The sequence below is a fragment of the Pseudomonas sp. G7(2022) genome (assembly GCF_052660475.1).
This window is the reverse complement of the sequence record NZ_CP109659.1, coordinates 3,836,747-3,849,577: the sequence shown is the minus strand read 5'-3', so window position 1 is coordinate 3,849,577 and position 12,831 is coordinate 3,836,747. Positions and strand designations below refer to the sequence as shown.

At 60.9% G+C, this 12,831-nt stretch carries 13 protein-coding genes and 1 pseudogene; 9 read left to right on the top strand and 5 right to left on the bottom strand.

What is annotated here, in order from left to right; genetic code table 11:
• Positions 1-8: 8 nt before the first annotated feature.
• Both NE357_RS17435 and NE357_RS17430 read left to right on the top strand, forming a co-directional pair.
• A pseudogene (locus tag NE357_RS17435) lies at positions 9-1,010 on the top strand (chitinase); the annotation flags it as partial.
• 148 nt (positions 1,011-1,158) lie between these two features.
• Complete coding sequence (locus NE357_RS17430; RefSeq protein ID WP_169430920.1) at positions 1,159-1,749, top strand: NUDIX domain-containing protein; 591 nt, start codon at positions 1,159-1,161, stop codon at positions 1,747-1,749.
• Here the strand turns inward: NE357_RS17430 and NE357_RS17425 are convergent.
• Positions 1,746-2,261, bottom strand: a complete 516-nt coding sequence (locus tag NE357_RS17425; protein WP_169430919.1) for a methylated-DNA--[protein]-cysteine S-methyltransferase — start codon at positions 2,259-2,261, stop codon at positions 1,746-1,748. The genes NE357_RS17430 and NE357_RS17425 overlap by 4 nt on opposite strands.
• A gap of 135 nt (positions 2,262-2,396) precedes the next feature.
• On the opposite strand from NE357_RS17425, the gene ggt reads away from it, so the two are divergent.
• The 3 genes from ggt (at position 2,397) to NE357_RS17410 (ending at position 5,842) form a co-directional block, all read left to right on the top strand.
• Positions 2,397-4,124 carry a gamma-glutamyltransferase gene (gene ggt, locus NE357_RS17420; protein WP_169430918.1) on the top strand — a complete coding sequence of 576 codons (1,728 nt, stop codon included), beginning with the start codon at positions 2,397-2,399 and terminating at the stop codon, positions 4,122-4,124.
• A gap of 66 nt (positions 4,125-4,190) precedes the next feature.
• Positions 4,191-4,724: a cysteine hydrolase family protein gene (locus NE357_RS17415; RefSeq protein WP_169430917.1), complete on the top strand. Its 534-nt coding sequence runs from the start codon at positions 4,191-4,193 to the stop codon at positions 4,722-4,724.
• 98 nt (positions 4,725-4,822) lie between these two features.
• On the top strand, positions 4,823-5,842 hold the full coding sequence (locus NE357_RS17410) for a lysozyme inhibitor LprI family protein (RefSeq protein WP_169430916.1): 1,020 nt from the start codon (positions 4,823-4,825) through the stop codon (positions 5,840-5,842).
• Positions 5,843-5,846: 4 nt separating this feature from the next.
• Here the strand turns inward: NE357_RS17410 and NE357_RS17405 are convergent, their stop codons facing one another.
• Positions 5,847-6,488 carry a TetR/AcrR family transcriptional regulator gene (locus NE357_RS17405; protein WP_169430915.1) on the bottom strand — a complete coding sequence of 214 codons (642 nt, stop codon included), beginning with the start codon at positions 6,486-6,488 and terminating at the stop codon, positions 5,847-5,849.
• Positions 6,489-6,612: 124 nt separating this feature from the next.
• Between NE357_RS17405 and NE357_RS17400 the strand changes: the two genes are divergently transcribed.
• Positions 6,613-7,071: a GNAT family N-acetyltransferase gene (locus tag NE357_RS17400; RefSeq protein ID WP_169430914.1), complete on the top strand. Its 459-nt coding sequence runs from the start codon at positions 6,613-6,615 to the stop codon at positions 7,069-7,071.
• Between the two features lie 5 nt (positions 7,072-7,076).
• Here the strand turns inward: NE357_RS17400 and NE357_RS17395 are convergent, their stop codons facing one another.
• Positions 7,077-7,376 (bottom strand): DUF7693 family protein, encoded by a 300-nt coding sequence (locus tag NE357_RS17395; RefSeq protein ID WP_169430913.1) that lies wholly within the window; start codon positions 7,374-7,376, stop codon positions 7,077-7,079.
• Positions 7,377-7,534: 158 nt separating this feature from the next.
• Between NE357_RS17395 and NE357_RS17390 the strand changes: the two genes are divergently transcribed.
• A complete protein-coding gene (locus tag NE357_RS17390; protein ID WP_169430912.1) occupies positions 7,535-8,980 on the top strand; it encodes a SulP family inorganic anion transporter in 1,446 nt (481 codons plus the stop codon).
• Positions 8,981-8,999: 19 nt separating this feature from the next.
• On the opposite strand, the gene NE357_RS17385 is transcribed toward NE357_RS17390, so the two are convergent.
• Positions 9,000-9,518, bottom strand: coding sequence for a carboxymuconolactone decarboxylase family protein (locus NE357_RS17385; protein WP_169430911.1), 519 nt, complete (start codon positions 9,516-9,518; stop codon positions 9,000-9,002).
• A 135-nt stretch (positions 9,519-9,653) separates the two neighbouring features.
• Here NE357_RS17385 and NE357_RS17380 point away from each other — a divergent pair, with 135 nt between their 5' ends.
• A complete protein-coding gene (locus NE357_RS17380) occupies positions 9,654-10,475 on the top strand; it encodes a cupin domain-containing protein (RefSeq protein WP_169430910.1) in 822 nt (273 codons plus the stop codon).
• Positions 10,476-10,478: 3 nt separating this feature from the next.
• Here NE357_RS17380 and NE357_RS17375 read toward each other — a convergent pair whose 3' ends face one another.
• Entirely contained in the window at positions 10,479-11,372 is an 894-nt protein-coding gene (locus NE357_RS17375; RefSeq protein WP_169430909.1) for a DMT family transporter, read from the bottom strand.
• A 91-nt stretch (positions 11,373-11,463) separates the two neighbouring features.
• Between NE357_RS17375 and NE357_RS17370 the strand changes: the two genes are divergently transcribed.
• Positions 11,464-12,795, top strand: coding sequence for an aminotransferase-like domain-containing protein (locus NE357_RS17370; protein WP_169430908.1), 1,332 nt, complete (start codon positions 11,464-11,466; stop codon positions 12,793-12,795).
• Positions 12,796-12,831 lie beyond the last annotated feature (36 nt).

The following is a 12,831-nucleotide window of genomic DNA, read 5'->3' as shown; positions in this document are numbered from 1 at the left end:
ATTAGAACATGTCAAACATCGACTTCACCTTAATGCAAAACCAGGCGAGCGACGCTGCCTCGCTGATGCCGAGCATCGCCGGCAAGAAGATCCTCATGGGCTTCTGGCACAACTGGCCCGCCGGCCCGAGTGATGGCTATCAGCGTGGTCAGTTCGCCAACATCGCCCTGACGGACGTCCCCAAGGACTACAACGTGGTCGCCGTGGCGTTCATGAAGGGCAGCGGGATTCCGACCTTCAAGCCGTACAACGTCTCCGACGCCGAGTTCCGCCGCCAGGTCGGGGTGCTCAACAGCCAGGGTCGGGCGGTGCTGATTTCCCTCGGCGGCGCAGACGCGCACATCGAGTTGCGTGCCGGCCAGGAGCAACCGCTGGCCAATGAAATCATCCGTCTGGTGGAAACCTACGGCTTCGACGGTCTGGACATCGATCTTGAACAGAGCGCGATTGATTTCGCTGCCAACAAGACCGTCCTGCCGGCCGCCCTGAAACTGGTCAAGGATCACTACGCAGGCCAGGGCAAGCATTTCATCATCAGCATGGCGCCGGAGTTTCCGTACCTGACCACCTCCGGCAAATATGTCGGTTACCTGCAGGCGCTGGAAGGCTATTACGATTTCATCGCGCCGCAGTTCTATAACCAGGGAGGCGATGGCGTCTGGGTACCGGAGGCCAACAACGGTAACGGGGCGTGGATCGCGCAAAACAACGACGCGATGAAGGAGGACTTTCTCTATTACCTGACGGAAAGTCTGGTGACCGGCACGCGCGGGTTCACGAAAATCCCTGCGGACAAGTTTGTCATTGGCCTGCCAGCCAACAACGATGCGGCGGCCACCGGTTACGTGATTGACAAAAACGCGGTCGGCAACGCGATGAAACGTCTGGCCGTCAAAGGGCACCCGATCAAGGGCCTGATGACCTGGTCGGTGAACTGGGACAACGGCACCAGCAAGGATCGGGTGCCATACAACTGGCAGTTCAGTCGGCGTTACGGACCGCTGATCAATGGCGTGGCGGTTGTCGCGCAGGAGCCCGATGTCGCAATGGCCGACATGGCCCGTCAGCAGTAAACGAATGAAAAAGCCCGGTAGCGCTGCCGGGCTTTTTTTCGCCTAACATGGGGGCTTTTCCGATGACAGAAAAGGATCGATCGTCATGCCCGACACCGCCGAACGGATCAACATCGTCGACACTCAGGTGTTGTCCCACGACTGGTACCTGCTGAAGAAAATCACGTTCGATTACCTGCGCAACAACGGTGAATGGCAACGCCAGACTCGCGAGGTTTACGACCGTGGCAATGGTGCAGCGATTCTGTTGTTCAACCGCGAAAAACGTACCGTGGTGCTGACCCGCCAGTTCCGTCTGCCGGTGTTCGTCAACGGTCATGACGGCTTGCTGATCGAGGTCGCTGCAGGATTGCTGGAAGGCGCGGCGCCGGAGCAGCGAATCCGTGACGAGGCTGAGGAAGAAACCGGTTACCGCGTACATGACGTGAGGAAGGTCTTCGAGGCTTACATGAGTCCGGGGTCTGTGACCGAGAAATTGCACTTCTTCGTGGCCGAGTACGATGCAGCGTCGAAGGTCAGCAGTGGCGGCGGGCTGGAAGAGGAAACCGAAGAACTGGAGGTGCTGGAGTGGCTTTTCGATGACGCGCTCAAGGCGTTTGCGCGCGGCGAAATCTGCGATGCCAAGACCATCATGCTGTTGCAGTACGCGGCGATGAATAATTTCTTTGATGCTTAAAACAGCTCGCCGGTTTTGCCGATGTCTGATCCCGGACCGCTCTCCAGCGTCAACAATCGTTCCTTGGCCTCCAGGCCTCCGGCAAATCCGGTCAACTGGCCCGACGCGCCGATGACCCGGTGGCAGGGCGCGATGATCGAAATCGGATTGCGCCCGTTCGCCGCGCCGACGGCGCGCACTGCGCTCGGGTGGCCGATCTGCTGCGCAATCTGGCTGTAGGTGCGGGTCTCGCCGAATGGAATGGTCAGCAATGCGGCCCAGACCTTTTTCTGGAACTCGGTGCCGGCAAAGTCCAGCGCCACATCGAACGCATCGCGCGTGCCGGCAAAATATTCTTCCAGTTGTCGTGCGGTTTTCATCAACACCGGATTGTCCGGCGCTTCGCTCATCGGTCCAAGGCGCACCCGGTTCGGTTTGTCGTTTTCCCAGAGGATGGCGGCCAGTCGTGAACCGTTCGCGACCAGCTTCAACTCGCCGACGGGCGAGGGCAGGGTGATGAACGTGTAGGCCATAAGGAAAACTCCGGGGCGGGTCGGCAACAGCGCCCAGCATACTGCCGGATCGGGGAGGCGCAAACCGCAATCGCGACCATACTGGCTGTTGCTTTTGAAGCGTTTTCCTACCTTATAAAAAGAAGAGACTGACTCATGAAGTACGAACCTTTTGCCAAATCGCTGATTGCGACCTCATTGGCGCTCAGTTGCCTCATGGCCCACGCGGCCTCCGTGGCACCGGTGGCCGCCGAAAACGGCATGGTGGTCACCGCCCAGCATCTGGCGACTCACGTGGGTGTCGATGTACTGAAAAGTGGCGGCAACGCGGTGGATGCGGCAGTCGCGGTGGGCTACGCGCTGGCGGTGGTTTACCCGGCAGCGGGTAACCTCGGCGGTGGTGGTTTCATGACCATCCAGCTGGCGGACGGACGCAAGACCTTCCTCGACTTCCGGGAAAAAGCCCCATTGGCTGCGACGGCCGACATGTACCTCGACAAGCAGGGCAATGTCATTCCTGATCTGAGCACCCGTGGTCACCTCGCGGTGGGCGTTCCGGGCACCGTGTCCGGCATGGAGCTGGCGCTGAGCAAGTACGGCACCAAACCGCGCAAGGACATGATCGCCCCGGCGATCAAACTGGCGGAGGAAGGTTTCGAACTGGAGCAGGGTGACGTCGATCTGCTGGACTACGCCACTGACGTGTTCAAGAAGGACATGAAAGACTCCGGCGCGATATTCCTCAGTAATGGCGAACCGATGCAGGTCGGGCAGAAACTGGTGCAGAAGGACCTGGGCAAAACCCTGCGCACCATTTCCGAGAAAGGCGCCGATGGCTTCTACAAAGGCTGGGTGGCCGACGCCATCGTCACCTCCAGCCAGGCCAACAAGGGCATCATCACCCAGGCCGACCTGGACAAATACAAGACCCGCGAACTGGCTCCGGTGGAGTGCGACTATCGCGGCTACCACGTCGTGTCGGCGCCACCACCGAGTTCCGGCGGGGTGGTGATCTGCCAGATCATGAACATTCTCGAAGGCTATCCCATGAAGGACCTGGGCTTCCATTCGGCCCAGGGCATGCACTACCAGATCGAAGCGATGCGCCACGCCTACGTGGATCGCAATAGCTATCTGGGTGACCCGGATTTCGTGAAAAACCCGATCGAGCACCTGCTGGACAAGAACTACGCCACCCAATTGCGCAACGCGATCCAGCCGCAGAAGGCCGGCGTTTCCGCTGAGCTGAAACCTGGCGTTGCGCCTCACGAAGGCAGCAACACCACGCACTATTCGATCGTCGACAAATGGGGCAACGCGGTGTCCGTCACCTACACCCTCAACGACTGGTTCGGCGCGGGCGTGATGGCGAGCAAGACCGGGGTGATCCTCAACGATGAAATGGACGACTTCACCTCGAAAGTCGGCGTGCCGAACATGTACGGCCTGGTGCAGGGCGAAGCCAACGCCATCGCGCCCGGCAAGGCGCCTCTGTCGTCGATGAGCCCGACCATCGTGACCAAGGACGGCAAAGTGGTGATGGTGGTCGGTACGCCGGGCGGCAGTCGCATCATCACGGCAACCTTGCTGACCATGCTCAATGTCATCGACTACGGCATGGGCCTGCAGGAAGCGGTCGATGCGCCGCGTTTCCACCAGCAGTGGATGCCGGAACAGACCAACCTCGAAGACTTCGCCGCGAGCCCCGACACGAAGAAGATTCTCGAGAGCTGGGGCCACAAGTTTGCGGGCCCGCAGGACGCCAACCACATCGCCGCGATTCTGGTCGGTGCACCGTCGCTGGGTGGTAAACCGGTCGGCAAGAACCGCTTCTACGGCGCCAACGATCCACGGCGCAACACCGGGTTGTCACTGGGTTACTGAGCAGAGTAAAAAGGGGGCGGGCACACGTCCGCCCCTGTCTCAAGGACCGATCAAGGAAGGCTCACCATGACCACCGCATTGCTGATCATCGATGTCCAGCGCGCCCTGTGCACAGGCGAATACGAGTGTCACGACATCAAACGGGTGATCGACACCATCAACGGCCTCAGCGCCCGGGCGCGCAAGGCTGGCGTTACAGTCGTACTGATCCAGCATAATGAAAAGGACAGTCCGCTCGCCCACGGCGCCGAGGGCTGGCAACTGGCTGACGGCCTGGCCACCGCGCCCGGCGACCTGCGCGTCGACAAGACCGCCAACGACTCGTTCTACCAGACCAACCTGCTGAAACTGATCCCCCGGGAAGACTTCGATCGCCTGGTGATTTGCGGTCTGCAGACCGATTACTGCGTCAACGCCACCGTGCGCCAGGCCCATCAACTGGGCTACGACGTGGAGCTGGCGGCCGACGCGCATTCCACCGTCGACAACGGCAACATGAGCGCCGAAGACATCATCGCCGAACACAACAAGGACTGGGCGCACCTGACCGGCTCCGTGGCGCGGATCGATGTGAAGCCCGCGGCGGAAATCGCGTTCTGACTCTCTCTTGCAGAAGATCCCGGTAACCGGTGAAAAATCCAGAGCATCGATAGCCCGGGCCCGGCATACTGCCGCCGCCTCAGGAATGGAATCTGTCGATGCTCGCTTTCAATCTCCGTCACGCCTTGCTGCTGACGTCTCTCGTTTTTGCTGCCAATACACACGCTGCCAGTTTCGACTGCGCTGGCGCTTCCAGCCCGGTTGAAAAAGCCATTTGTGCCGATCCGTATACCTCGAGTCTTGATGAGAAACTTGGGGTGCTTTGGCGGACAACGTTGGCGCAGGTGGCTGACCCGCAAGCGCTCAAGGCCGATCAAAGAGCATGGTTGAAGAACCGCAGCCTTTGTGGCGCTGAACTGGCGTGCTTGAGTCGTGAATATCTGATGCGCCTGACTGAGCTGAAATATGCGACCAGAACGTTCTCATGGGATGCCACATGGCAGTTGATTCCTCACGGGGTGAACTCGGGATCTGAAGTGATCATCAAGCGTCAGGACGCCACACACATCCGCTTTGAGGTTTCAGCACAAGACGGCGCCAATTCTGGTGATCTGGAAGGTATTGCTGTGTTGAACGGTGGTGAAGCCCGTTTCGAGGAGGGTAGTTGCACGCTTGTTTTTCGAGCGATCAATGGTGTACTGGACGTCACACAGAATGGCGATGACGTTGATTGCGGTGCCGGGATGGGTGTCTTTTACTCAGGTCGTTATGTGGCGTCTGATAAACCAGTTTCGATGAATTACAACTTGCTCAGCGTTGGACTTGCTCGTACGCAGCAAGAGGATCAGGCGTTGCATAAACTGCTCAAGGGTGATTATCAGAAGCTGGTGGACCGTACGAGTACCATGACTGTCGGCGACCCGGCGGTTGACGTGCCTGATGCAGAGGTCATCGAGATGTGGGTGCGCGGACTGGGCAATGTGAACGCGGCCATTCTGATGCGTGCGGCCAGTAATCGTTTCTGGGTGCTGATGTTGGTGCCTGATAAAGAGGGCCATACGCGAGCCCGTTACTACACCAATGTACCGGAATGGAAAAAGCGCCTGCCTGCTCAGTTCCAGGCATGGTACGAGCGGATGGAAGGCGACCGCGCGCTACCGCTGGATTTCATGCCCTGAACCTTCAGGTCGCAAACAGCACGCCACGGATTTCCCCCGTTCGTGGCGCCACCACGCCCTCCAGCACCAATCGCGTAATCGTCTCCGCCGCCAGCGCATAGTCCTCATCCTGCGGCACTTCCCGACCGGTGATGCGCCCCATCTGCCATCCAATGTTGGTGTAGGTGCGCGTCGCCGACCAGATAAACAGCATCAAATGCTCGGGATCCACCGGGGCCAGCAAGCCGCGCCCGATCCAGCTGCGCAGGCACTCGACGTTGCGCCGGGCTTCAGCGTGCAGCAGGTCGCGGCATTCGTCCGGCAACTGGCGACCGCCCAGCAGCAGTTCACCACTGAACACCTTGGCAATCGCCGGATGTTCGCGGGCGATGCGGATGCGTGCCGCGACGTAGGCGCGCAGACCGATCAGCGGGTCGTCGCTTTCGCGCAGCACCGCCGAGGCTTCGAGCAGCGGTTCGACAAAACCGAGCAACACTTTACCGTAGAGGTTTTCCTTGCTCTGGAAGTAGTAATAGAGATTGGCCTTGGGCACACCGGCCCGGGCGGCAATGTCGCGGGTCTGGGTCGCGTCGAAGCCGTTGGCGGCAAACTCTTCGCTGGCGGCGGCCAGGATCAGTTGCTGGTTGCGTTCGCGGATGCTGCTCATGGAAGGCGTTGAACGTCTGGCGATTTCGGATTCGAAATATACAAAACTATATAGCGAATAGGCCAGCGAACTCGCTTCTCAACGCTATGCTGGTTTCAATTTCGATAACCTCAGGAATATGACAATGACCCTTCAGGCACTGCGCGCCACGACGATTCACCTCGACGCGGTGGCGAAGCTGTTCGACGCTTATCGCGGTTTTTACGGCCAGCCGTCGAATCTCGAGCAATCGCGGGCCTTCATCGCCGAGCGCATGGCCGGCAATGAATCGGCGATTTTTCTGGTTGAGGATGAAAGCGGGGAGGTGCTGGGATTCGTGCAGCTTTACCCGACGTTCTCTTCGATAGACGCCCACCGGACCTGGCTGCTCAGCGACCTGTTCACCACGCCGGCCGCCCGTGGCCGTGGAGTGGGGCGACTATTGATGAACACCGCCCGCGACTTCGCCGTCGAAACCGGTGCCAAGGGGCTGATGCTGGAAACCGCCACCGACAATTTCACCGCCCAGGGTTTGTACGAGTCGCTCGGTTGGGTTCGTGACACCGGTTATTACACCTACCTGCTGGATCTGCGACAGGGCTGATCCGCTCATTCGGTCCGCGCCAGCAACCGTTCGATCTGCGCCAGTTCCCAGGTGCTGAGCAAGCTGACCGGGTCGGTGCCGAAACGTTGAGTCGTGTCGAGTCGCCACTCACGATCTTCCGGGCACCGGCATTGCAGGCAGTGGTGCAGGCGTTGACCGTCAAAATCGAGCGACAGGTGCCAGCCGTCGATCTCGATCGAGATCTGGCCGGTCTCGGATTCCTGTGCAATACGCCGTAATGCGCAAACGCCCAATGCCGCCTCACGCAAGCGCTGGCAGACTTCGCGGGTGGATAGCGGTGACATGTTCAGACCCGTCGATCAACGAAGTGCGCAAGCATAGAGCGTCGGGCCGCCCCTGTCAGTGATCGCTGGCCCGCTCCCCGGCATTTGCGTAACATCCGCAACCCTCTTTTCCCGTCGATATCAGCAGCCGCGTCCGCCGCCGCTCTGTCAGGTAAGCCATGAAACCTATTCGTCTGCGCGCCGATGTCCTGGCCGGACTCACCACCTCGTTCGCCCTGTTGCCCGAATGCATTGCGTTTGCGCTGGTGGCTCATCTCAATCCGCTGATGGGCCTGTACGGCGCTTTCATTATTTGCACGTTGACCGCGCTGTTCGGCGGCCGGCCGGGCATGGTCTCCGGAGCGGCCGGTTCGATGGCGGTGGTGATCGTCGCGCTGGTAGTCCAGCACGGCGTGCAGTACCTGCTAGCGACGGTGTTGCTCGGCGGTTTGATCATGATGGCGTTCGGGCTGTTGCGCTTGGGCAAGCTGGTGCGCATGGTGCCGCATCCGGTGATGCTCGGGTTCGTCAACGGTCTGGCGATCATCATTGCGCTGGCGCAACTGGAGCATTTCAAGAGCGGCGAGCAGTGGCTCAGCGGCACGCCGTTGTACCTGATGACCGGGCTGGTGCTGCTGACCATGGCCATCGTCTACATTCTGCCGCGTCTGACTCGCGCCGTGCCGCCGGCGCTGGTGGCGATCCTCGGCGTCGGCTTGCTGGTTTATCTGCTCGGTCTGCCAACTCGCACCCTCGGTGACATGGCGCACATCGCCGGTGGTCTTCCGAAGTTCGCGTTGCCGGACATCCCGTGGACGCTGGACACCCTGCGCATCATCGCGCCTTACGCCATCCTGATGGCGCTGGTCGGCCTGCTGGAAACCCTGCTGACCCTCAACCTCACCGATGAAATCACCGAAAGCCGTGGTTATCCGGATCGCGAGTGTGTGGCGCTGGGGGCGGCGAACATGGTCTCCGGTGCGTTGGGCGGCATGGGCGGTTGCGCGATGATCGGCCAGACTGTGATCAACCTCAGTTCCGGCGGGCGCGGACGGTTGTCCGGGGTGGTGGCGGGGGTGTTGATCCTGCTGTTCATTCTGTTTCTGTCGCCGCTGATCGAGCGAATTCCGCTGGCGGCGCTGGTGGGGGTGATGTTTGTGGTGTCGCAGCAGACGTTTGCCTGGGCCTCGTTGCGGGTGCTGAACAAAGTGCCGCTCAACGATGTGCTGGTGATCATCGCGGTGACCATCATCACGGTATTTACCGATCTGGCCACGGCAGTGTTGTGCGGGATCATCATCGCGGCGCTGAATTTTGCCTGGCAGCAGGCACGCGAGCTGTACGCTGATGAGCATCTGGAAGCGGACGGCAGCAAACTCTATCGCCTGCATGGCACGCTGTTTTTTGCCTCGACCACGCCGTTCCTCAATCAGTTCGACCCGGCCAATGACCCGCAACGCGTGACGCTGGACTGTCGGCACCTGAGTTTTGTCGATTACTCGGCCATCGCCGCACTGAAAACCCTGCGCGAACGCTACGCCAAGGCCGGCAAGCAGTTGCAGGTGTTTCACCTGTCCGAACGTTGCAAGAAATTGCTGAAACGTGCCGGGGTCGATCACGACTGAGATCGACCCCGGTCACTGATCAGGCGTCGATGGCCGGGAAATCGATGTCGGTCAGCGCCACGTTGTTGAGGTAGTTGGTCAGGGTTTGCGCGGCGACGATGGCGATCACTTCGATGATCTTCTTGTCGTCGATGCCGGCAGCGCGGGCGGCGCCGATCTGTTCATCATTCAGGTGACCACGGGTTTGCGTCAGTTGATGGGCGAGGGTGGCGAAGGCATTCAGCCGACCATGACGCGCCTCGATGATTTCCTCTGCGGCCAGCCCGGCCTTGCCGGCAAACAAAGTGTGCGCCGCCAGGCAGTAATCGCAGCCGTTGACCTGCGACGTGGCGAGGTACACCGCTTCTTTTTCCTTGGCGCTCAGGGACGTTTTGCCCAGCGTCGCGGAGATTTGCACGTAGGCATCCAGCGCAACCGGCGCGACGGCCAGGGTCTTGAACAGGTTCGGCAGGAAACCGATTTTTTTCTGCACGCCTTCCAGTGTCGGGCGAGTGGCGTCGGTGGCGTTTTCAATGCTGATCGGGGCGATACGGCTCATGGTGATTCTCCGAAGTTCCGGTGCGAAGTGCGCCGGGGATGGAGGTCATGTTATTCAGCGCGACTGGTGCTTTGGATGCAAATCGTCGAGGATATGCGACAGATCGTCCAAACCTGTTGCCCCGGAGTTGCTCTCATGGATCGCTTGTCCACGTTGCTCAGTCACTTCGGCGTGAATGCCGGCACCTTCCACAGCGGTACTTTCTGCGGCATCAGCGCGTACGGCGGCGATCAGATCTGTGGCCATGTGCATCTGTTGCAGGCCGGGCAAGTGCTGCTCAAACCGGGAAATGAACCGGAACTCACCCTCAATGAACCGACGCTGATTTTCTTCCCTCGACCGTTTGCCCACCGATTGTTCGCCGACGAGGCGATGAACACGCAATTGGTGTGCGCCTCGCTGACATTTGACGGCGGCGCGGGCAACGCACTGGCGGCGGCGCTGCCGGATTATCTGGTGCTGAAACTTGCCGACCTTCCGGAAATGGCCAGTACCCTGGAGTGGCTGTTCAAGGAAGCATTCGACGGTCATTGCGGGCGCGAGGCCGTGATGGACCGGCTGTTCGAATTGCTGGTGATTCTGCTGCTGCGCCACCTCATCAGCAGTCACAACCAGCAGCCGGGCATGATGGCTGGGTTGGCGGATTCGAAGATTGCCCGCGCATTGAGCCTGATGCACGACCAACCGGCCAAGGCCTGGAGCGTCGCCGAATTGGCCGCGACCGCACATTTGTCCCGTGCCGGGTTTGCCGAGCATTTTCGGCGAGTGGTGGGGCAGACGCCGATGGATTATCTGGTGAGCTGGCGGATCAGCCTCGCGCAGAAACGCCTTCGCGAGGGGCGGCCGATTGCCTTGATTGCCGAAGAGGTTGGCTATGAAAGTCCTTCGGCGCTGGCCCGGGCGTTTCGGCGCAAGACCGGGCTCAGTCCGCGGGAGTGGAAAGCGGGAGTGAGCTGAAGATTATCTGGCGAATTTTTTCGCCCCGGCCACGCACAGGATCACCCCCAACGTGACCACCAACATGCCGACACTGACCTGCTCATGCAGCAACGTCGCCGCCAGTGCCAGTCCGAAGAATGGCTGCAACAACTGCAACTGTCCGACCGCCGCAATCCCGCCCTGGGCCAGGCCGCGATACCAGAACACAAAACCGATCAGCATGCTGAACAGCGAAACGTAAGCCAGGCACACCCACGCCGAGACGCTGAAACCGCTGAACGAGGCGGGCGCCCGCCATACGCTGAGCACGGCCATCACCGGCAACGACAACACCAGCGCCCAGCAGATCACCTGCCAGCCGCCGAGGGTGCGCGACAGTTTTGCGCCCTCGGCATAGCCGAGTCCGCAGGCAAGAATCGCCGCCAGCATCAACAGATCCCCGGTGGGCGAGGCGGTCAGTCCCTGGGAAACCGCAAAACCGACCACCAGCGAACTGCCCATCACCGAAAAAAACCAAAACACTGGGCGCGGCCGTTCGCCTCCGCGCAGCACGCCAAAAATCGCCGTTGCCAGCGGCAGCAGTCCTACAAACACGATGGAATGCGCCGACGTCACGTATTGCAGCGCGAGGGCGGTCAACAGCGGGAACCCCACGACAACGCCCAGCGCGACAATCAACAGCGACGTCCACTGATTCCGCGCCGGGCGACGTTCGCGAAACAGCCACAACAGGCACAGCGCCAGCACCCCGGCGAGGGTGGCGCGGATGACGGTGAGAAATACCGGGTCGAATTCCAGCACCGCCAGCCGCGTGGCCGGCAGCGAGCCGCTGAAAATCACGACGCCGATGAAACCGTTGATCCAGCCACTGGTTTTTTCCAGGGTTGGCGCGGGCAGATCCGTGGTTCGTTCCATGTTGGGTCATGCTCAAGGGTGGGGTTGCCTGGGGTTCATCCTAGGGTTGAGAATCAGCACAATCAAAGAATTGTCATGGATACATCCCGACATGCCGCGCTCCCGTTACAAGACGCTCGTTGATACCTACGCCGCCGATATTCGCAGCGGTCGCCTTTTACCCGGCACGCGTTTGCCGACCCACCGGCAACTGGCGGCGAGTGAAGGGCTGGCGCTGGTCACGGCCTCGCGGGTGTACGCCGAGCTTGAGGCCATGGGCCTGGTCAGCGGCGAAACCGGGCGGGGCACGTTTGTCCGGGAAACCTCGTTATTGCCGGGGCAGGGGATCGACCAGAAAGACATTGCCGTTGGCATGATCGACCTTAACTTCAACTACCCGTCGCTGCCGGGGCAGGCCGATCTGCTGCGCACTGCTTTGCGGCAATTGGCGTTGTCCGGCGATCTCGAAGCGCTGCTGCGTTATCAACCTCACGCCGGGCGCCAGCATGAAAGGGCCTCGGTTGCCCGGCACTTGCAAGCCCGAGGCCTGAGTGTCGACGCCGAGCAGGTGTTGATCGTCAACGGCGCCCAGCAAGGTCTGGCGGTGACGTTGATGGCACAACTCAATCCCGGCGATGTGATCGCGGCCGATGCGCTGACCTATTCCGGCTTCAAGGTGCTCGCCGAAGCGCTGCACCTTGAAGTGGTCGCGCTCCCCGTGACCGAGCACGGGCCGGATCTGGCGGCGCTCGACAAACTCTGTCGCAGTCGCCCGGTGCGTGCCGTGTACAGCATGCCGACCCTGCACAATCCGCTCGGCTGGGTGATGCCTTTGGCGCAGCGCGAACAATTGGTGGCGATTGCCCGACAGCATGATCTGACGATCATCGAAGACGCTGCCTACGCCTTTCTGGTCGATAACCCGCCACCACCGCTGGCGGATCTGGCGCCGGAGCGCACGGTGTACGTCTCGGGACTTTCGAAAAACATCGCCACGGGCCTGCGCGTCGGCTTCATCGCCGCGCCGCTGAAAATCATCCCGGCACTGGAACGCATCATCCGCGCCACCACCTGGAACACCCCCGGAGTGATGACCGCGATTGCCTGCGGCTGGCTCGACGACGGCACCGTTACCTGGCTGGAGGCGCAAAAGCGCGCTGACGCCCGGGCCCGTCAGGTGCTGGCCGCGGAAGTCCTGCAAGGCTTGCCGAGCATGGGCCATCCGTCTTCGTATTTCCTGTGGCTGCCGCTGCCGGAAGACGCCCGATCCGATCAGGTGGTGATCGAGCTGATGAAGGCGCAGATTTCGGTCACCAACGCCGAGCCGTTCACCGTGTCGGCCCATGTGCCCCACGCGATCCGGCTGGCGCTGGGCTCGGTGGACCTGCTTGTCCTGCGTCAAGCCTTGCTCAAAGTCCGGCAGGTGATCGCGGCTTACCTGTAGCGCAACGCTCCCTGCAGGATTACCCTTGGCGCCGCC

What these genes read in the sequence shown, in the direction of transcription:
- NE357_RS17430 (WP_169430920.1), top strand. Translation starts at nt 1,159, where the DNA reads ATGCCCGACACCGCCGAACGGATCAACATCGTCGACACTCAGGTGTTG.
- NE357_RS17425 (WP_169430919.1), bottom strand. Translation starts at nt 2,261, where the DNA reads ATGGCCTACACGTTCATCACCCTGCCCTCGCCCGTCGGCGAGTTGAAG.
- ggt (WP_169430918.1), top strand. Translation starts at nt 2,397, where the DNA reads ATGAAGTACGAACCTTTTGCCAAATCGCTGATTGCGACCTCATTGGCG.
- NE357_RS17415 (WP_169430917.1), top strand. Translation starts at nt 4,191, where the DNA reads ATGACCACCGCATTGCTGATCATCGATGTCCAGCGCGCCCTGTGCACA.
- NE357_RS17410 (WP_169430916.1), top strand. Translation starts at nt 4,823, where the DNA reads ATGCTCGCTTTCAATCTCCGTCACGCCTTGCTGCTGACGTCTCTCGTT.
- NE357_RS17405 (WP_169430915.1), bottom strand. Translation starts at nt 6,488, where the DNA reads ATGAGCAGCATCCGCGAACGCAACCAGCAACTGATCCTGGCCGCCGCC.
- NE357_RS17400 (WP_169430914.1), top strand. Translation starts at nt 6,613, where the DNA reads ATGACCCTTCAGGCACTGCGCGCCACGACGATTCACCTCGACGCGGTG.
- NE357_RS17395 (WP_169430913.1), bottom strand. Translation starts at nt 7,376, where the DNA reads ATGTCACCGCTATCCACCCGCGAAGTCTGCCAGCGCTTGCGTGAGGCG.
- NE357_RS17390 (WP_169430912.1), top strand. Translation starts at nt 7,535, where the DNA reads ATGAAACCTATTCGTCTGCGCGCCGATGTCCTGGCCGGACTCACCACC.
- NE357_RS17385 (WP_169430911.1), bottom strand. Translation starts at nt 9,518, where the DNA reads ATGAGCCGTATCGCCCCGATCAGCATTGAAAACGCCACCGACGCCACT.
- NE357_RS17380 (WP_169430910.1), top strand. Translation starts at nt 9,654, where the DNA reads ATGGATCGCTTGTCCACGTTGCTCAGTCACTTCGGCGTGAATGCCGGC.
- NE357_RS17375 (WP_169430909.1), bottom strand. Translation starts at nt 11,372, where the DNA reads ATGGAACGAACCACGGATCTGCCCGCGCCAACCCTGGAAAAAACCAGT.
- NE357_RS17370 (WP_169430908.1), top strand. Translation starts at nt 11,464, where the DNA reads ATGCCGCGCTCCCGTTACAAGACGCTCGTTGATACCTACGCCGCCGAT.